Annotated in this window: 15 protein-coding genes; 6 read left to right on the top strand and 9 right to left on the bottom strand. The window is 69.4% G+C overall.

Translation table 11 applies throughout. From position 1 onward, the window contains the following. Positions 1-40: 40 nt before the first annotated feature. Positions 41-1,456, bottom strand: a complete 1,416-nt coding sequence (locus BJ988_RS04765; protein WP_179656963.1) for a hypothetical protein — start codon at positions 1,454-1,456, stop codon at positions 41-43. After that, on the bottom strand, positions 1,453-2,373 hold the full coding sequence (locus tag BJ988_RS04760) for a lysylphosphatidylglycerol synthase domain-containing protein (protein ID WP_179656962.1): 921 nt from the start codon (positions 2,371-2,373) through the stop codon (positions 1,453-1,455). The genes BJ988_RS04765 and BJ988_RS04760 overlap by 4 nt, the downstream gene beginning before the upstream one ends. A gap of 116 nt (positions 2,374-2,489) precedes the next feature. Between BJ988_RS04760 and BJ988_RS04755 the strand changes: the two genes are divergently transcribed. The 6 genes from BJ988_RS04755 (at position 2,490) to BJ988_RS04730 (ending at position 11,162) form a co-directional block, all read left to right on the top strand. Further along, positions 2,490-3,590: a glycosyltransferase family protein gene (locus BJ988_RS04755; protein WP_218860598.1), complete on the top strand. Its 1,101-nt coding sequence runs from the start codon at positions 2,490-2,492 to the stop codon at positions 3,588-3,590. Positions 3,591-3,673: 83 nt separating this feature from the next. Next, entirely contained in the window at positions 3,674-4,429 is a 756-nt protein-coding gene (locus BJ988_RS04750; RefSeq protein WP_179656961.1) for a class I SAM-dependent methyltransferase, read from the top strand. A 69-nt stretch (positions 4,430-4,498) separates the two neighbouring features. Then, positions 4,499-7,267 (top strand): YfhO family protein, encoded by a 2,769-nt coding sequence (locus BJ988_RS04745; protein ID WP_179656960.1) that lies wholly within the window; start codon positions 4,499-4,501, stop codon positions 7,265-7,267. 65 nt (positions 7,268-7,332) lie between these two features. After that, complete coding sequence (locus BJ988_RS04740) at positions 7,333-8,994, top strand: AMP-binding protein (RefSeq protein ID WP_425490800.1); 1,662 nt, start codon at positions 7,333-7,335, stop codon at positions 8,992-8,994. A gap of 144 nt (positions 8,995-9,138) precedes the next feature. Continuing rightward, positions 9,139-10,191, top strand: a complete 1,053-nt coding sequence (locus BJ988_RS04735; RefSeq protein WP_179656959.1) for a glycosyltransferase — start codon at positions 9,139-9,141, stop codon at positions 10,189-10,191. Further along, complete coding sequence (locus BJ988_RS04730) at positions 10,188-11,162, top strand: lysylphosphatidylglycerol synthase domain-containing protein (RefSeq protein ID WP_179656958.1); 975 nt, start codon at positions 10,188-10,190, stop codon at positions 11,160-11,162. Before BJ988_RS04735 ends, BJ988_RS04730 begins: the two co-directional genes overlap by 4 nt. Here BJ988_RS04730 and BJ988_RS04725 read toward each other — a convergent pair. The 7 genes from BJ988_RS04725 to BJ988_RS04695 all read right to left on the bottom strand — a co-directional run bounded on the left by BJ988_RS04725 (position 11,159) and on the right by BJ988_RS04695 (position 19,393). Next, positions 11,159-11,311 carry a hypothetical protein gene (locus BJ988_RS04725; RefSeq protein WP_179656957.1) on the bottom strand — a complete coding sequence of 51 codons (153 nt, stop codon included), beginning with the start codon at positions 11,309-11,311 and terminating at the stop codon, positions 11,159-11,161. The two genes, BJ988_RS04730 and BJ988_RS04725, sit on opposite strands and share 4 nt — an antisense overlap. 160 nt (positions 11,312-11,471) lie before the next feature. Next, positions 11,472-12,527, bottom strand: a complete 1,056-nt coding sequence (locus BJ988_RS04720) for an IS110 family RNA-guided transposase (RefSeq protein WP_179656956.1) — start codon at positions 12,525-12,527, stop codon at positions 11,472-11,474. Between the two features lie 793 nt (positions 12,528-13,320). Continuing rightward, positions 13,321-15,087, bottom strand: a complete 1,767-nt coding sequence (locus BJ988_RS04715) for a hypothetical protein (RefSeq protein ID WP_179656955.1) — start codon at positions 15,085-15,087, stop codon at positions 13,321-13,323. Positions 15,088-15,208: 121 nt separating this feature from the next. Then, positions 15,209-15,907, bottom strand: coding sequence for a class I SAM-dependent methyltransferase (locus BJ988_RS04710; RefSeq protein WP_179656954.1), 699 nt, complete (start codon positions 15,905-15,907; stop codon positions 15,209-15,211). A 104-nt stretch (positions 15,908-16,011) separates the two neighbouring features. Further along, entirely contained in the window at positions 16,012-16,503 is a 492-nt protein-coding gene (gene coaD, locus BJ988_RS04705; RefSeq protein ID WP_179656953.1) for a pantetheine-phosphate adenylyltransferase, read from the bottom strand. A gap of 52 nt (positions 16,504-16,555) precedes the next feature. Continuing rightward, positions 16,556-17,119 (bottom strand): 16S rRNA (guanine(966)-N(2))-methyltransferase RsmD, encoded by a 564-nt coding sequence (gene rsmD / locus BJ988_RS04700; RefSeq protein ID WP_179656952.1) that lies wholly within the window; start codon positions 17,117-17,119, stop codon positions 16,556-16,558. A gap of 9 nt (positions 17,120-17,128) precedes the next feature. Continuing rightward, positions 17,129-19,393: a helicase-related protein gene (locus BJ988_RS04695; protein WP_179656951.1), complete on the bottom strand. Its 2,265-nt coding sequence runs from the start codon at positions 19,391-19,393 to the stop codon at positions 17,129-17,131. Positions 19,394-19,395: the final 2 nt, after the last annotated feature.

Raw genomic sequence — 19,395 nt, 5'->3', positions numbered from 1 at the left:
GTTTCACTTCCGGATGAGGGCACGACAGATCCATCAGATCTTAACGGGACCGGGCGACGGCGACCAAAAGGACGGTCGCCACGCCGACCGCGGCCGCGACCCCCGCGATCCCCGTCGCGACCCAAGCCGCCGACTGGAAGACCGGGGCGGTGGCGAGATCGCCGCCGGCGGGGTTCGGCGGGGCGACGTGGGCGGCGAAGACCGCGTACGCCGCTGCGGCCCAGACCGCGACCGCCGGTCCCGCAAGGCGCGGTCTGGCCGTGAGCCCGATCGCGGTGAGCAGACTGGTCACGATGGTGAGCGGGACGAGGTAGCGCCAGTACGCTCCCCCGCCGCCGGCCGCATAGCGGAGCTGGATCCCGACGATGACGGCCGTGAGGGCGAGCAGCAGCAGCGCTGTCGCCACGCGGACCAGGTCGCGGCGCGACCGGGACAGCACCCGGAACCCGACGATCAGGCCGAGCACCAGCGGGACGACCGTGAGCACGGCACCGATGGTCACGTGCTGCTGGAGCGCCGGCGGGATCAGGAGCTGACGCCAGATGTCCGGGTCGGTGGCGACGTCGAGCACCGGGCGGACCTCCCGCGCGTGCAGCGGGCCACCGGGCTTGCCGACGAGGTCGGTCTGCATCCCGGACCAGTTGCCGGTGTCCCGGAAGTTGCGGAGGAAGAACCACGCGTTGACGGCGACGGCTAGCACCACCGCCACGCCCAGGCGCAGGACGCCCGCCCAGTCGCGGCGGGGGCCGGTGAAGATCCAGACCAGGCCGAGGGTCGTCGCGCACAGACCGATGAAGACGACCCCGGGGAGTCGGGTGCCGAGTGCGGCTGCGGCGTACAGGCCGAAGAGCACCAGCCCGCGGGTCCGCGGCCCGTGGCGGAGCAGCCAGACGGTCTGACCGACAAGAAGGGTGGCCCACAGCACGAACAGGTTGTCGTTGAAGACGATGCCGCCGAGCCTGGTCAGTGCCGGGCTCAACGCGGTGACCAGGCCGGCCGCGATCGACACCTCGGGACGGCCCGGGACAATCTGCCGCGTCGTCCACATCACCGCGGCCACGACGAGGCACGTGATCACGGCGGAGATGCCGCGTGCGGCCATCCCGGCGGCGAGCAGGTGGCCGGCGTCGGTGAGCGGTCCGACCACGGGCGCCAGCAGCAGGTAGAAGAGCGGTGGATGCTGGCCGGTCCAGTCGAAGGGCAGCGTGTAGCCCCAGACCTGCGGCATCCGCATCGGGTCGCCGACGCTGATCAGGGTGCCGTGCCAGAGCTGGTAGGCGTGGTCGGCATGGGCCACCTCGTCCTTGGAGCCGTAGAGCGGCGAGGAGAGCGCGTAACCGGCGCACACGCCGGCACAGGTGACGAGGTTGGCGATCAGGCCGGCGGTCCAGAGCTGTGGTGCGGTGGGCCGTGCGGTGGGCACAGAGATCTCCCGAGTGGTTCGTTGGCTGGTCACGGAGCTGACGATGGGGCGGGGGTCGCGACCTCGCCGCCGCGGCGGGTCAGGAAGGCGGCGACCAGGGCGACGAGCACATCGGCCAGGACGGCGATGCCGCGAGCGAGCAGGGCGACCAGCAGCGCGAGCCCCGGCGCGAGGACACCGGAGAGGGCGACGACCAGGACGGCCTCGCGCAGCCCGGCGCCGGCAGGGAGCCCGATCGCGGCCATGCCCAGGCTGAACCCGAGCGCGTAGCCGCCGACGCTGGCCAGCAACGAGGGCAGCGGGTCACCGCCCAGGCCGACCACGACCACCCAGACCTGGAGACCGAGCAGAATCCAGACCAGGCCCTGCAGCGCCAGCGCCTTGCCGAGCCCCCGCCAGGTCGGGAGTACCTCGAGCGGCTCGCGCCCCAGCAGCCGAAGCCCCGTGTCGACCACCTTGCCGAAGACCGGCGGATGGAGCATCACCAGGATCAACGGCAGGAGCAGGACCGCCCACCAGTAGCGTGCGAGCGTCTCCCGCCCGAGGAACGGCATCAGGAGCACCGACACCATCACCCCGGCGCCGACGGCGATCGCCAGCACGAGGACACCCTGGGTCAAGGACGTACGCCGCGGCACCCGCTCGGCGCGGGCGAGCTCCATCTGACCCAGGAGCGTCCACAACGAGCCAGGCAGGTACTTTCCCAGCTGGCTGACGTAGAAGATCCTGGCCGCGGGCACCAGCCGCAGCGGCGAGCCGAGATCGGCCAGCACCACCCGCCACATCAGCAGCGCGACGACCTGGGCGAGCACGGTCAGTCCGAAGGCGACCGCGAGCACCCACAGCGGCAGCTCCTCGAAGCCGCGCACGAGCGCGTCCCAGTTGCGGTGGACCGCGTACGCAGCCACCACGACGACGATCGCGACGACCACCGCCTTGAGGGGAACCACCTTCGTCCAGCCTCGGCCCACAGATCCTTCCCGGCAGCACTTTTTCGGGTGCCGACATCTCAGATGCGGGGTGTGCTGCTCGATCTCCCCTTGACGACGAGCCTAACGTTGAGGTGATGCACATCGTCGCCTTCGGCACCTACGACGTGACCTCCCATCCGCGGGTCGCGGTACTCATCGAGGGCCTGCGCGCCTGCGGCGCCGAGGTCACCGAGGTGAACCGGCCGCTGGGCCTGGACACCGCGGCGAGGGTGGCGATCCTGCGCCAGCCGTGGCGGCTGCCGCTGCTCGTGCTGCGCCTGCTGAGCCGCTGGAGCGGGCTGACCGTCGAGTCGCTGCGACGGCGCCGGCGTCCCGATGCCGTCCTGGTCGGCTATCTGGGCCACTTCGACGTGCACCTGGCGCGCCTCCTCCATCCTCGTTCGACCATCCTGCTGGACCACATGGTCTCCGCGGCCGGGGTCGCCACCAACCGGCGCCTGGCCGGCTCGGGCGGGCTGAAGCTGCGGCTGATGAAGGCGATCGACGCGATGGCGCTGGCACGGGCCGACGTGGTCATCGTGGACACGGCCGAGCAGCAGCAGGCGCTGCCCGAGGACGTACGCCTCCGCTCGGTGGTCTGTCCGGTGGGTGCCACCAAGGAGTGGTTCGACGCGGGGGCCAAGTCGCTCGAGCGGCCGACCGAGGCGCCGCTGAAGACGGTCTTCGTCGGCCTCTTCTCCCCCACCCACGGCCCTGCCGTGATAGCCGAGGCCCTCGACATGCTCGCCGACGACGAGCGGATCGAGGTGACGATGGTGGGCCAGGGCCAGCAGTACGACGAGGCCCGGCGCCTCGCGGCCCACAACCCGCGGGTCTCCTGGGTCGACTGGGTCGACGCCGAGGACCTGCCCGAGTTCGTCGCCGGGTTCGACGTGAGCCTCGGCATCTTCGGCACCGTCCCGCAGGCACGACGCGTGGTGCCCAACAAGGCGTTCCAGGGCGCGGCCGCCGGCGCGGTCGTCGTCACCTCCGACACCGCGCCCCAACGGCGGATGCTGGAGAGCGCGGCCATGCTGGTCACCCCCGGAAGCCCGGAAGACCTCGCCGCCGCCCTCACCAAGCTCGCCGACGACCCCGAAGAAGCCCAGCGCCTGCGGGAGGCGGCCTACGAGCAGGCGCGCGAGCACTACACACCTCAGGCCGTCGCCGCCCCCATCCTCGAATGTCTTCGCTGAAGCGAAGCCCGAAGCAGTAAGTACAGCTGAAGCGAAGCCCGAAGCAACAGGTACAGCTGAAGCGAAGCCGACCCAGGAACCAGATGACGCTCACCGCCACCGACCGCCCGCTGCCCCCGCTCGCACCCCGCGCCTGGCTGCGCTACGACGTCGTCAGCCGCATCATCGACCGGCTCGCACCGACGACGGCGCTGGAGATCGGCTGCGGCCAGGGCGCCTTCGGTGCCCGGCTGGCCACGCGCGCCGACTACCTCGGGGTCGAGCCCGACGCGGACTCGTTCACGGTGGCGTACGAGCGCATCACCGCGCTCGGCGGCACCGTGCTCAACGCGATGTCCTCCGAGCTGGAGCCGGGGGCGACGTACGACCTCGTCTGTGCCTTCGAGGTGCTCGAGCACATCGAGGACGACAAGGAGGCGTTGGCCGAGTGGGTCACCCACATCCGCCCCGGCGGTCACCTCGTGCTCTCCGTGCCGGCGTTTCAGGAGCGGTTCGGGCCCATGGACCGGCATGCCGGCCACTTCCGCCGCTACAGCCCCGAGGAGCTCACCACCCGGCTCGAGGAGGCGGGCCTCGGCGAGGTCGACATCACCGTCTACGGCTGGCCCCTCGGCTACGCACTGGAGGCGGTCCGCAACCGGATCGACGCCAGGAAGCTGGCGAAGGTGGGAGATCTCACACCCGAGGAGCTCACCCGGGCGACCGGCCGTACGTTCCAGCCCAGCGGACGCCTCAAGGGCGCCGTCATCGCCCTGGCGACCAGCCCGTTCATGGCGCTGCAGCGACTGCGGCCCGAGACCGGCACCGGCCTCGTCGCGGTCGCGACCAGGCTCGACTGAGCATCCACATGCCCGACCTGCCGCGCGCGCTCCCCGCGCTCGGTGCCGACTGCTCATAGATTTCCGGCTGTGATCTCCGATCGGTGGCGCTCCGGCGTCGTGCTGGCGCTCCTCGTCCTCTTCGTCGCGGTGACCTTCGGTCCCGCGCTCGTCGGGCGGGGGATGCTGCTGGACACCGGCTGGCTGCACGCGATGATGCCGTACGCCGCCGAGGGGCCGATCCCGCAAGGAACGCTGTGGTGCCGCGGCGACACCTGGGACTACTACCTGCCGGGCGTCGAGAACATCGTCGAGGGCGTACGCCACGGCAACTGGCAGACGTGGGCGCCCTACGAGGTGGGCGGTGCGCCGCTGGCCTCGCTGCCGAACCACGCGGTGCTGAGCCCCGTCTCGTGGTCCTACTGGGTGATGCCGATGTGGCTGGCGCCGGCTTGGGTGAAGCTGACCGAGCTGGTCCTGGTGCTGGCCGGGATGGTGCTCTTCCTCGGACGCCTCGGCGTTCGCCGCAGCATCGCGCTGGTCGCCGGCCTGGTCTTCTTCACCTCCGGCTTCATGATGATGTGGACCAACTGGCCGCACACCAAGGTCGCCTGCCTGATCCCGCTGCTGTTCTGGGCTCTGGACCGGGCTGTGCGCGAGCGCGGCGCGCGCGACCTCGCCGCCGTCGGCTCGGTCGTCGCCTCGATGCTGCTCGGTGGGTTCCCGGCGGTGACGATGTTCGCGCTGACGCTGGGCGGGGTCTACGTGGTCGTCCGGGCGCTCCTGCTCCGAGACGCTCGCCGCACCCTGGTCGCGGGCGGCATCGCCGCCGGCGGGGTCGGGCTCGGGGTCGCGCTCTCCGCGGTCCAGGTGCTTCCGTTCGCCCTCAACATGAGCGCTCTGGGGATCGACGAGCGGGTCCCCAACCAGGTCAAGCCCGCCAGTCTCGCGCTCACCACCGTCGCCCCCGACGTCTACGGCACCTGTGTCGACGGGCTCTGGCTGGGCGAGGACAACCCGATCGAGTCGATCGCGTTCGTCGGCGTGGCGGCGCTGGTGCTGGTCCTGTGCGCCGTGGTCATCAGGCTGCCCGGCGGTCGCCGGCCGTCGACGCCGGCACTCCTCGCGCTCGCCCTGGCCGCGGTCGTCTGGCTCCTGTGGATCGGTGGACTGCCACTCGAGCTGCTCCAGAAGCTGCCCGGTTACAGCTCGAACAGCTTCGGGCGGGCTAACTCGATCTTCGGGTTCCTGTGCGCGGTCCTGGCCGGCATCGGGCTCGAGCGTCTGGTCCAGCGGGCCGAGGAGCCCCGCTCGTCTCGCGGCGAGGGCGGGCCCCGGCGTCCGCGCCTGGTGGTGGCGCTGGTCGTGCTGCTGGTGGCCGCCGGGGCGGCTGCGTACTTCTTGTACGCGGCCTACACCTACATCGACAGCTACCAACGGCCGATCCCGGACCTGGCCGCGAATCTGCGGGGTCCGGCGCTGCTGCTGATCGTCTCGGTCCTCGCGGTGGCGGCGACGCTCCTGCTGCGGGGTCGCCTACGCCTGCTGGGCCCCCTGCTGCTCGTGATCGCCGTGCTCGCGCAGAGCACCATGTTCGCGCGCGAGGTGCTGCCGCTGACCGACCGCGACGACTTCTACCCGGTCACCCCGGCCCACGCGTTCTTGAAGGAGAACCTGGGCCAGGACCGCTACGGCGCCTCCAGCTGGGAGCACTCGGCCGTCGCCGACCACTACCGGCTGCGTACGCCGACGGGTCACGAGTTCACGTCGCCGGAGTGGAAGGCGCTGATCGCCGCGGTCAGCCCGGATGCCCAGCTGTCCCGGACCTACAGCGACTTCCCCGCGAACGTGCCCACGCCGGGACGTCAGCCGGTGCTCGACCAGCTCTCGGTCCGCTACTGGGCGACCCAGCCGATGGAGGTCATCGGGGCCGCCGAGCGGGTGCGAGTGCCGGCGGCGCAGCGGCAGGCGCTGGCCGTGATGCCCGACCAGGAGACGACCTGCCAGGTCCCGCGGGGCAACCTGCGCGGGGTCGAGGTCACCGTGCCCGACGGCCTCAGGCCGCGCCAGGAGACGCCCACGATCGTCCGGGTGAACGTCGGCACCGGTGCCGACGCGGTCACCTCCGAGCGCGCCGTGACCAAGCCGCTCAAGCGTGGCGAGAAGCTCCGCGTCGCAGTGCCCGACCACCGCTTCACCACCGGCCCGGTGGCCGTCACCATCACGTTCTCGGGGAAGCGCAAGCCCGTCCACCTGGCCGGCCGCTCCGACGGGTCCGCGATCTGCGCCGCGGTCAGGCCCGAGAGGAACGACGGCCTCCGGGTGGTGCACACCTCGGCCGGCGCGGTCGTCTACGAGCGCGCGAGCGCTCTGCCCCGGATCCGCTGGGCCGGCACCAGCGAGGTCGTCGCCGACGGTCCGACCCGGGTGCGGCGACTGAGCGAAGGGGTCCCTCCTGGCACGGTGCTGCTCGAGGACGACTCGACGCCGGCGGCGTCGGGCTCGACCGCAGAGGTCGAGGTGCTCCGCGACGAGCCCGAGACGATCCGGGCGCAGGTCACCGCGGACGGAGACGGCTACCTGGTAATCGCCGACTCGATCGCCCGCCCGGGGTGGTCGGCGACGGTCGACGGCCGCGCCGTGGACCTGGTCGCCGGCAACCACGCCTTCGCGGCGGTGCCGATCCCTGACGGCACCCACACCGTCACGCTCCGCTATGACGCGCCCGGTCTTCGGGCCGGCGCGGCGATCTCCTCCGGCGGCGTCCTCGTTCTCGCTCTCCTCCTCGTACCGGCCGTGCTCCGGAGGTGGCGGCGAGGCCGGGAGGACGTCGCGACGCCGAACGACACGAGTTCCTAGAACACGTTCCATCTAGCGACACCGAGCGCGTGACACCTGCACGCTCGCGTTCCAAGGTTTCACTCATGGCTGTTCAGATCGCCGACCTGGTCGAGCACGTTGTCGATGTCGTTCCGGACCGTCCAGCGCTGATCGCCGGCGAGGTGCGCTACACGTACGCCGAGCTGGACGCGGAGGCCAACCGCTTCGCGCACCACCTCCTCGGGGCGGGGATCGAGCCCGGCGAGCACGTCGGGCTGATGGCCCGCAACGTGGCCGAGCACGTGGTCGCGATGCTCGGATGCTTCAAGGCGCGCGTGGTGCCGATCAACATCAACTACCGCTACCTCGAGGCCGAGCTCGACCATCTCTTCGAGAACTCCGGGATGGTCGGCCTCGTCCACGAGGCCGGCTACGCACCGGTGCTGGCCGGAGTCGTGCCGAAGCACGAGCGTCTTCGGCACGTGGTGTCGATCGCCGACGGCAGCGGCGAGAGCACGGCGTACCAGTCCGTCGACTGGCAGACGGCTCTCGACGGCGAGCCCACGACGAGAGGCTTCGGCGAGCGCAGCGCCGATGACGTCTTCATCATCTACACCGGCGGGACGACGGGCTACCCGAAGGGCGTGATGTGGCGCCACGAGGATGCTTGGCGGGCCCTCGGTGGCGGCACCGACTTCGCGACCCGGAAGCCGATCGATGAGTTCGCGCCGTCGCGGGCCGCGGCCGGGGATCCCTCGCCGCTGGTCTCTCTCCAGCTCGGGCCTCTCATGCACTCCAGCGGGCAGTGGGCGATGCTGATGCGGTTCATCACCGGCCACACCAGCGTACTTCTTCCCAAGTTCGACCCGCCGACGATCTGGCGGACCTTGGAGGCCGAGCGGATCAACACGATCTCGCTGGTCGGGGACGCGATGGCGCGACCGCTGATCGAGGAGTTCGAGCGTGGCTCCTACGACGCCAGCACGCTGTTGACCGTGACCAGCGCGGCCGCGCTCTTCTCCGCCGAGGTCAAGGAGCGCTGGATCAAGGCCTTCCCGGACGCCGTGGTGCTCGACGTGCTCGGCTCCTCCGAGACCGGGATGACCGGCAACGGGCGGATCGAGCAGGCGACGCTCGCGGACAAAGGCTCCCTGGTGCACCTCGGGCCCGGAACCGTCGTGATCGACGAGCAGCATCGGATCATCGATCCCAGCGAGGTCGGCGCGATCGGCCTGATGGCACGCTCGGGCACCATCCCGATCGGCTATCTGGGCGATCCGGAGAAGACCGCGCGCACCTTCATCGAGATCGACGGCACCCGCTACGCCGTGCCCGGCGACTACGTCCAGATCGAGGAGGGCCATCGGCTGACTCTGCTCGGTCGCGGATCGGGATGCATCAACACCGGCGGCGAGAAGGTCTATCCCGAGGAGGTCGAGGTCGCTCTCAAGTCGCACCCGGGAGTCTTCGACGCCCTCGTCTTCGCTCTTCCCGACCTACGGCCAGCAGGTCGCAGCACTCATCGAGCCGCGTGGGGGTCTCGATCTCGATGTCGAGGACGTCCGCACGCACCTGCGCACCCGGCTCTCGGGATACAAGGTCCCGCGCACCGTGCACGTCGTCGAGAAGGTTTCGCGGCACGTGACCGGCAAGGCCGACTATCGCCGCGCCCGGGAGATCTCCGACGCCATCCGCGCCGACAAGGCGAGCTGAGCATGTCGTACGTCTCGGTCGACCGTCCCGCCGAAGGCGTGGACCGGTGTTGAACGCCAGGTGGCCCTAGCACATACGCCGGGTGACACCAGCGAGGGGGCGTGGAGCCTCAGAATCCACGCGGTAATGTGGCCGATCGGAAGCCCCTCACGTACCCCGAATTCCGTTCGGTCCCACTAGCTGCCCTTGAGGTCCCTGTGAAGCTTGTCGTTCAAGTCCCCTGCCTCAACGAGGAGGAGACGCTACCGTCCGTCCTGGAGTCGATCCCGAAGGAGATCCCCGGGATCGACGAGATCGTGATCCTGATCATCGACGACGGGTGCAGCGACCGGACGGTCGAGGTCGCCAAGGAGCACGGCGTGCGCGAGTTCGTGCACCACTCCCGCAACCAGGGGCTGGGCCGTTCGTTCCACGACGGTGTGGTCCGCGCGCTGGAACTGGGCGCCGACATCGTGGTCAACACCGACGGCGACAACCAGTACCCGCAGGAGCGCATCGCCGATCTCGTCCAGCCGATCATCAACGGTCAGGCCGACATCGTCATCGGCGACCGCCAGGTCGACCGGATCGAACACTTCTCGGGGCTGAAGAAGAAGCTGCAGAAGGTCGGCTCCAAGGTGGTCAACATGGCTGCCGAGACCGACCTGCCCGACGCCGCCAGCGGGTTCCGCGCCTACTCGCGCGAGTCGCTGATGCTCCTCAACACCGTGACCCGCTTCTCCTACTGCATGGAGACGATCATCCAGGCGGGCAACAAGCGGATGAAGATCACCTCGGTGCCGATCGAGACCAACGCCAAGACGCGTGAGTCCCGACTGTTCAAGTCGATGCCCGAGCACATCATGAAGTCCGGCGCGGCGATCGTGCGCTCCTACATGATGTACAAGCCGTACGCCATCTTCGTCTGGCTCACCGCGTTCTTCTTCGTCCTCGGGGCGATCCCGTTCGTCCGCTATCTCGCGCTGTGGCTGAGCGGCGACAACGGCAACCACATCCAGTCGCTGCTGCTCGGTGGCGTACTGATCAACCTGGCCTTCATGTCCGCGATGCTCGGCGTCATCTCCGACCTGATCCGCACCAACCGGGTGCTCATCGAGGACGACCTGGAGCACACCAAGAAGGCCCGCTTCGGCAAGTCCGGCACCGAGATGCTCCGTGACCAGACCTCGGTGGCGCAGTTCGACCTGCCGCACGCCCAGAAGCGCGCCGCCGCCCAGTCGTCCGGCGAGACGTGGACGACCAGCCTGTGACGACGACCGACTCCGACCCGGTCTCCCCAGCGGAGGCCGGGTCGTCGGCTACGCCCAGCCCCACGAGACCCAGCCTGGCGAAGCGGCTGCTCAAGATCGCCCTCGCCCTCCTCGTCGTGCTCGGCGGCGCCTACCTCGTCTGGCGCCAACGCGAGGACCTGGCCACCGCGGTGCAGGAGCTGAGCCTCGGCAGAGTCGCGATCGCCGGGGTCCTGGCCGTCGTCGGCACCATGCTGATCGGCCAGATCTGGGTGGCCCTCCTGCACGGTATGGGCATCCGGCCCTCGCTGCGCGACTCCCACTCGGTCTTCTACGTCTCCCAGCTGGGTAAGTATCTGCCCGGCTCGGTGTGGCCGGTCGTCGCTCAGATGCAGTTCGGCCTGCGTTGGGGGGTCGCCCGGCGCACCATGCTCGGCGCCAACATCCTCTTCATGGGTGTCGTCGTCGCCAGCGGCATCGGTGTCGGCGCGCTCCTGCTGCCGTGGTCCTCCCCCGACGGCCTCAACCACTACTGGTGGCTGCTGCTCCTGCTCGTCCCCCTCGCCGTCTGCCTGCACCCGCGCGTCGTCCCCGGGGTGCTCGACTGGGTGTTCGCCCGGCTCGGGCGAGAGCCCCTCGGCGTACGCCTCACTGCCCGCGGGCTCTTCACCGCGATCGGCTGGGCCGTGCTCGCCTGGGTCGCCTTCGGTCTCCACCTGGCTGTGATGATGGAGTCCTACGCCTCGGTGGGACTGATCGAGGTCGCGGCCGCCACCGGCGGGATGGCCCTGGCCTGGGCCGCCGGGATCGCGTTCATCCCCGCTCCTGCCGGCGCGGGAGTCCGCGAGGCATTGCTCGCGCTCACGCTGGGGCCGATCATCGGCGTCCCCGAGGCGCTCACCGTCGCGCTCGCCTCGCGGGTGCTGCTGCTCCTCGCCGATGTGGTGCTGGCCGGCCTCGGGGCGGTTGCTGGGCGGCGTACGTCTGCCTAAGGGGTAGGCGACCTGTACTGCGCTCCCATGTCCCCAGCCAACGGCTCGACCTGCGCGGTGAGGGTGAAGGCAGCACGTACGACGACGATCACCGCGAAGGTGGCCCACCGGACGGGGCCGATGGGTTCGCGTGGTTGCTGTGGCGTCATTGCTGTTGTCTCCTCGGGCGGGTGTGGGCCGCCGACCCTTCTTCGAGGGTCTTCTCGACATGCCCCGGAGTCAAGGACGCCCTGCGGCCGCCGGCTACGCCGGTCGCCTTCGGCGATCCTGGACACCGGACCATGTCGAGAAAAGACGCTTCTATGTTTGTCAAGCGGTGTTGAGGGTGCGGTAGATCTGTCGGGTGGTGTAGCGCTTGAGGATGCGGCGGATCTCTCGGGTGGTCTTGCCCTCGGCTCGGCGTCGTTCGGTGTAGGCGCGGGTGGTGGGGTCGCAGCGCATGCGGGTCAGGACGATGGTGTGCAGGGCGCGGTTGAGACGGCGGTCCCCGCCGCGGTTGAGGCGGTGGCGTTGGGTGTTGCCGGAAGAGGCGGGGAGTGGGGCGGTGCCGGCGATCTTGGCGAAGGCGGTCTCGCTGCGTACGCGGCCGGGGTGGGACCAGGCGGTGAGGATGATTGCCGCGGTGACGGGGCCGATGCCGGGCTGGTCGAGCAGGATGGGCGCTTGGTCGTGGACGAGTGTCTTGATCTGGTTGGCGTTGTCGGTGATCTGGGAATCGAGCTCGGTAATTCGGAGCGCGAGGCGCACGGCATGGGCCCTGGTGGTGGCGAGGTCGATGGGTTCTTCGCGGCGTCGCCACCGGGAGATGGTCTTGATCTGGGTGTTGGTCAGGGCACGGCGGGCGTCGATGTCGAGGTCGTTGGTCCGCAGCAATGCGGTGAGCGCATTGACTGCGCGGGTGCGTTCCCCGGTGGCCTGTTCACGGGCGGTGAGCAGGACTTGCAGCGCTGAGCGCACGCTGGCGGCGTGCTGGTCCCCACCGCCGCGACGATCGCGGAGTCGGCGGGTCGGCGTCGTCAGCGTGGAGCGCGCCGCGGCGAGGGAGTCTATGGCGTCGTTCTTGCCCGCGGCCGGGTCACGACGCGGGGTGGGGGCTTCCACGACCCGGTAGCCAGATACGGCCAGACGGCCGGCCAGGATCGCGCCGTAGGTGCCGGTGTCCTCTGCTGCGACCAGGGTGGCGTCGAGGTCGCCTTCGGTGCGGCGCCCGATCCAGTCGATTGCTCGGGTCAGGCCGGCGGGGCTGGCGGGAAACTGCTGCTGGTCGATCACTCGACCGGAGGACTCCAGGATGGTGTAGGTGTGGGTGGCCGCGTGGGTATCGACTCCCACGACGAATCTGAACAGGTCTGCCACGATGGTCATCGGCGATGGACTCCTCTGCTTCGGGATGGACGTCGTCACCGGCGTCGGCCCGGGAGTGAAGTCACCACGAGGCATCACTGTGATGAGCCACGACCACGGCTGCTACCGGGTCGGACATGCTTCTGATCAAGCCATCGAGGTGGGCCAGGGTCGGCGCCGGACCCCATCGAGACGGACACGTCTTTTCGAAGACACCACGAACATGATCGCGGGCCAATTTGGCTGGGAGTCACATCCCGACAGGACCGGCCCCGACCCTGCCAGCCAGCCCCAGGCCAGCCGTCATCAACACTCACAGATTTGGCTGGCTATCGGGGCGGCGGCCCGGGTGTGGCCGCGGGGAAATCACCCACGACAGGTCGCCGTCATGTCGCTACACCCCAAAAAACCAGCTGCCGAGAAGGCATGCTCCTCTGCGCGAACGAAAATTCGTTCGCCCGCACTAGCCAAGTCCCAGCCGAGAACGACCCCGGCGCCCGAACGAAAATTCGTTCGCCCGGACGGTGGCGCGCGCTGGTGAAAGAAACCCTTCTTTCACCAGCAAACCCACCCCTCCAACCAGGAGCACCGGGCCCACGCGGCCCAAGCCCCTGCCCAACCCAAACCCCCGCACCAAACCCCTGCCGCCGACCCGATAGCCAGCCAAAATTCTCGGCGACGGCCGGTGTCAAGGATCGCCGCAGGCGACCGGCGACAGCCGGCGGCCGAAGTCCGTCCTTTACTCCGGACGCCGCCGAGAACACCCTCCCCGAAAGGGTCGGCGGCAAACCCCAACCACAAAAACACACCAACCTCAGCGCGTCGGCCCAATCTCCCCACCCCGAACAGTGAGATCGCGCTGCTGAACACCGCCGCGGGACTGATGAGTCCAGACAGTGACAGCGACCCCCTGCTTCTCGATCCGCACGACCGAGCACGGCACATAGTTCGCCCGGACGGCGTCGGTGAGCCACGGCTGCGGAGTGTGCAGGGGCATGGTCTCGATGACGACAGGGATCGAGCCGTCCTCGAGCTGAGGCACCAGCACGTCCTCGTACTGCGCGAAGTCGTAGTGGAACAGGTAGTAGGGCGTGGGGTTGGTGATCTCGAGTGCGTCGTAGAGCTCCAGATAGTTGGGCATCACGAGCGTCTCACGAGTACCGCCGCTGCAGCGCTCGTACTCCGGCCCGACCCAGCGGGCGATCGAGTCGCTCACCACGAACGACTTCGCGTCAGTGCGCATGTCGCCCAGGTGGTCGACGGCGGCGAGAGCCGGTACGCCGCCCAGCACGACCAGAGCGCCGGCGGAGACCGCTGCGGTGGCCCTGCCGAGGAAGGCGGAACCAAGGGTCGCTCCGGCGATGGCCAGCGCCACCAAGAAAATCGCTCCGAGCATGCTCTGCAGGCCGAAGCCGATCCAGAGGGTTGCGGCTGTCCAGGCGGCACCGAGCACGGCGAGAGGTAGCGCGATGACGGACCGTGTTGGTTTCGACACGGATTCGCTCGTTCCTCGCGAATCCGGCTCAACCGACGGCGGGGGCGTACGGCGCTCGTAGAGCTCGGCCACGACCAGGACGACGGCGACGAGGACCAGGGCGGAGACGGTGGTGGTGTGGGGGTTGTCTACCCGCCGAATGGGGACGATGACCAGGACCAGACCGGCCAGGGCGACCAACCGGGTGGAGTCGGAGACCCGCTGCCACACCAGCGGGACGAAGGGCAGCAGCAGCGCGAAGGGGTAGAGCGCGAGAATGAAGAACCGCCCGGACTCGGTCGGCAGGTCGAAGAAGTTCCAGACGGCGTACTGCGCATTTTCGTGCGTCTCGGTCTGCCCCAGGATCACCTGCCGGTTGAAGTCGGCGAAGGAGAGCCCCCACAAGGCCTTGTATGCCACTGCCTCGACGACCAGCCCGAGCACGAACCCCCCGGCGAGCTGGACGCAGTTGACGATCCGGGTGCGCCAGGACACAGAGCGACGCGCGAAGAGCTCGAAGAGACCCGCGGCCCCGGTGAGGAGCACCGCCAGCTCGACGTACTGCCAGAAGACCAGCGCGGGGAGCAGCACCCGCGCGGCAGCGGCCAGGCGTGGGCGCGACTCGAGCCACCCGGTGGGCAGCAGGACGAAGACCCACAGCAGGCAGATCGTGTACTTGATGTGCAGCGGGGTGGCCAGCAGGAGCACTCCGAGTGCGACGGCGATCATCACGACGGGATGCAGCCGCAGCCGCAGCCCGATCGCGGCGGCCAGCACGGCGCCGAGGCCGGCGCCGAGGAGCCGGCCCCAGAGGAAGTACCAGATCGTCGGGCTGCCGCTGGCGATGGCGTAGAGGGCTGCGTTGACCCAGAACGAGCCCGCGTTCCAGCCGTGCTCGAAATCGACCAGCGGGATCGCGCCCCGGGCGGTGATCTCGGCGAGGTGATACTGGGCGCCGAAGTCCTGGGTCAGGAACGAGCCGTTCTGGGCGCCGACCGAGTAGGCCGACCAGACCAGCGCGACCACGCAGACCCCGACGAAGGTCGCCCACCTGATGGTCCCGATCGGCTCCGTGTGATCAGCTCTCAGGTCCCCAGATGACGCCATGACGGCGACCCTATGAGAGCGGGCGCCCGGCGTGGATCATCCACGCCGGGCGCCCCTGATGACTTGGGTCTCAGCCACCGGTGGTCGAGCTCAGCCACCGGTGGTCGAGCTTGTCGAGACCTCAGCCTTTGGCGAGGACGGACGTGCGCTCAGGATAAGGGAGCGTCGGGGTGAGACCGGCGTGGATGGTCTCCTTCAGGCCCGAGGCCGCGATCGCCTCGACGTAGCGGCGCCGACGGCTGTTGTCGAAGACGATGATCCCGCCGGGAGCGAGCCGGTCCTTGGCCTTCTCCAGGCACGCCTCGCGGGCGCGCCCGTCGATCACCACGAGGTCGAACTCGCCGTCGACGTCGTCGATGGAGTTGACGTACGTCTCGAAGTCGAGCCCCGCATGGCCCTCCTTCTGCGAGGCGATCACGGGGTTGTCGCTGGCGACCGGCTCGATGACCCGCAGCGAGATCTTCTCCTCGCCGGCGAGCTCGGCCTGCATCATCTCGCCGAAGCCCTTGTGGTGCTCGACGGAGTGGATCTCGTCGGCGCGACGGGAGAGCCAGATGGTGGAGGCGCCGGAGCCGTACTCATAGATCCGGATCGGGCGCTCACGCTCGCTCAGCCAGGCGTCGACGGCGGTGATCGCGTCGTAGGTCCACCACGGCACGTCCAGCTTCGCCATCGCCAGGGAGTCGTAGACCTTGGTCAGCGAGTGGGTCCAGTGACGCCAGCGCTGCTCGACCGGCGGGGCGGTCTCCTTCGCTAGCCCCGTCTTCGTCAGTCCGCGACCGACCGCCTTGAGAGAGGCGGCGTAGGACTGCTTTGCCAAGGAAAGCGGGGAACGGCCTGAGGTGGACATTGATCTCCAGAGAAAGAACGGCGGGCAGCCCTGGGAAGAACTGTCCAGTGAACGATACCGGCGAACGATGCCTGTTACGCGGAACGTTCTGCCAAACGCTTGGTGAGTCGTGCGAGAACATCCGGCGGCAGGAAAGCCGACACATCCCCACCGAAATGGGCCATCTCCTTGATCAACGAGGAGGAGACCGCCGCCCAGCGTGGGTCGTTGAGCAGGAATACGGTCTCGACACCGGTCATGTGGGCGTTCATCTGCGCCATCGGCGCCTCGTACTCCAGGTCGGGAGCGCCGCGTAGCCCCTTCACGATCGCCTGGGCCTCGATCTCGACGCAGAAGTCGGTGACCAGACCGGTGAAGTCCTGGACCCGTACGTTGCCCAGCGGAGCGACGATCTCGGTGATCATCTCCATCCGCTCCTCAGGCGTGAACAGGCGCTTCGACTTCGACGGGTTGACCCCGACGGCGACGACGACCTCGTCGAACATCGCCGAGGCGCGGGTGAAGATGTCGAGGTGGCCGAAGGTGGGCGGATCGAACGACCCAGGGCACACCGCGCGACGCGTCATTCTGCTTCTCTCCTTAGATCGGTCCGGCCTCGGTGGTCGAGATCGTCGAGACTCATTCCGGCGCAGTGCCGTACCAGAGCGTGGTCTCGCCGTACTTCTTGGGCTTCTGGTCGGTGAACCCGTCGGGCCAGACCGGCTCGGGGCTGCGCGCGGACCGCTCGACGACGACCAGTGCCCCCGGCACCAGCCAGCCGTGCTTGACCAGCAGCGCGACGTCCTCGGCGACGGCGTCGTCCGAGAGCGGGTAGGGCGGATCGAGGAAGACCATGTCGTAGGGAGCCAACGGCGGTGTCACCAGGGTGCTCGCCACCGTGGCCGCGACCACGTTGGCCCGCGGGAAACCAAGGTCCTTCGCGTTGGAACGGATCACCCCGGCCGTACGCCGGTCCGACTCGACCAGGGTCACGACCCCGGCGCCGCGCGACCACGCCTCCAGCCCGACAGCGCCGGTGCCGGCGTAGAGGTCGAGGAAGCGCAGCCCGGCCAGGGAGCCGTAGTTGGACTCGATCGCCGAGAAGAGCGCCTCGCGGACCCGGTCGGTGGTGGGACGGGTCCGCACCCCTTTGGGGGAGAGTAGACGTCGCCCTCCCGCGACGCCTCCGATGATCCGGGTCATTGGGATACCTTAGGACTTCTCCAGGTAGTCGGCGGAGGCGGACTCCTCGATCTCGTGGACCCGCTCGGCCAGGAGCGGCGCGGTGGTGAGCTCCTGGTCCGCCTCGAGCAGCGACTCGGCCGCCTCGCGGGCCCGCAGGATCGTCTCCTCGTCGCGGAGCACACGCAGGCTCTCCAGGCTCGATCGCCGGCCAGACTGGGAGGCACCGAGCACGTCCCCCTCGCGGCGCTGGTCGAGGTCGACCCGGGAGAGCGCGAACCCGTCGGTGGTCTCGGCGACCGCGTCCAGGCGGGTCCGGGCCGGGGTGCCGGCCTCCGCGTGGGAGACCAGCAGGCACAGCCCGTGCAGGCCGCCACGACCGACACGGCCGCGCAGCTGGTGGAGCTGGGAGACGCCGAAACGATCGGCGTCGAGGATGACCATGGTGGTGGCGTTGGGTACGTCCACACCGACCTCGATCACGGTGGTCGCGACGAGCACATCGATGTCACCGGCGGCGAAGGCGCTCATGGTGCGCTCCTTCTCATCGGCCGAGAGCCTGCCGTGGAGCTTGGCCACGCTCAGCCCCTGCAGCGGACCGCTCGTCAGCTCCTCGGTGACCTCGTCCACGGCGGAGAGCCGCCCGGGCGTTGCGGCGACCTCGTTGCCGTCCACGTCGAAGTCACGCTGGTCGCTCTCGCCCTGCTCGGACTCGTCACCGCTGATCCGCGGGGCGACGACGTAGACCTGGTAGCCCTTCTCCACCTCTTCCCTGACTCGCTCCCACACCCGGGCGATCCATGCGGGATGCTCCACGAGGGAGACCAGGTTGGTCTGGATCTCGGCACGTCCGGCCGGGAGCTCGGTCAGCGTCGAGACCTCGAGATCGCCGAAGACCGTCATCGCGACCGTGCGCGGGATCGGCGTCGCGGTCATCACCAGCAGATGCGGTGGGGTGCCGGCCTTGTCGGTCAGGGCGGCGCGCTGCTCGACGCCGAAGCGGTGCTGCTCGTCGACGACGACCAAGCCGAGGTCGTCGAACATCACCTGATCCTGCAGCAGGGCATGGGTGCCGACGACGATGCCGGCCTCGCCGGTGGCGATCCGGCTCAACGGCCCCTTGCGCTGCGTCTTGGTCATCGAGCCGGTGAGCAGCTCGACATGGGTCTGCTCCTGGTCACCGGCGAAGAGCCCTCCGGCAAGGCCGCTGGCGGCCAGATCGCCGAGCATCGTGGTGATCGAGCGGTAGTGCTGCTGAGCGAGCACCTCGGTCGGCGCCAGCAGCGCCGTCTGGCCCCCGGAGTCGACGACCCGGAGCATCGCCCGCAGCGCGACCAGCGTCTTACCGGAGCCGACCTCACCCTGGAGGAGGCGGTTCATCGGATGGGGCTGAGCCAGCGCCTTCTCCACCTCCGTCCCGATCTCCTCCTGTCCCTTGGTGAGGGTGAACGGCAGCCGCTCGTCGAAGGCCTCGAGCAGGTGGTGGACACCACCGGTCCGGGCGGTGGTGCCCAGCGCCTGGAGCGCTCGTCGCCGACGCCCCAGCACCAGCTGCAGCCCGAGCGCCTCCTCGAACCGGAACCGGTGCTGAGCGCGCTGGACGTCCTTGAGCTCGTGGGGCGCGTGGATCAGGTCCATGGCCTCGCGCAGTCCCGGCACGGCGTACGTCTCCCGGAGCTGCTCGGGGAGCACATCGGTGATGTCCTCGACGACCTGCCGGGCGAACCGCACCGCGCGCATCACGTCCCAGTGCTGGAGGCCGGCGGTGAGCGGGTAGATCGGGAAGAGCTCGGTCAGCTCCTCGACGGCCATCTGGTTGTCGGCCGCATCGGCGGCGTTCTCGGAGTCGGTGGGGTCACCGAAGACGACCATCTGCGGGTTGGCCAGCTGCCAGTCGCCGCGGAAAGAGCCGGCCTTGCCGACGAAGACCCCGCGAGTGCCTGGTGCGAGCACTCCGCGGCGCCACTCGGCGATCCGCTGGGACTTGGAGAAGAAGGTGAGCTGCAGGTCGGCGGTGCCGGCCTTGAGCTGGGTCTCGACCCGAAAGGCGGGGCGGCCGGTGCGGCGGTCGGTGTGCTGGCGCACCACGCTCCTGACCACCTCGCCCAGCACCGTGAGCATCTCGCCCTCGTGCAGCTGCGGCGTCTGACCGAGATCGGCGGTGCGCAGGTAGCGGCGCGGGAAGTGGTGGAGCAGGTCTCCCACGGTGCGCAGCCCGAGGCCGTTGGTGAACTTCGCGCCGTGCTTGCTGTTTCCCAGCACCGCCTCGATCGGGGACTCGAGGGTGATCGCCACCG

It is taken from the genome of Nocardioides panzhihuensis, from assembly GCF_013408335.1.
In the GTDB taxonomy this organism is placed as follows: domain Bacteria; phylum Actinomycetota; class Actinomycetes; order Propionibacteriales; family Nocardioidaceae; genus Nocardioides; species Nocardioides panzhihuensis.
This window is presented reverse-complemented; position numbering and strand designations above follow the sequence as displayed.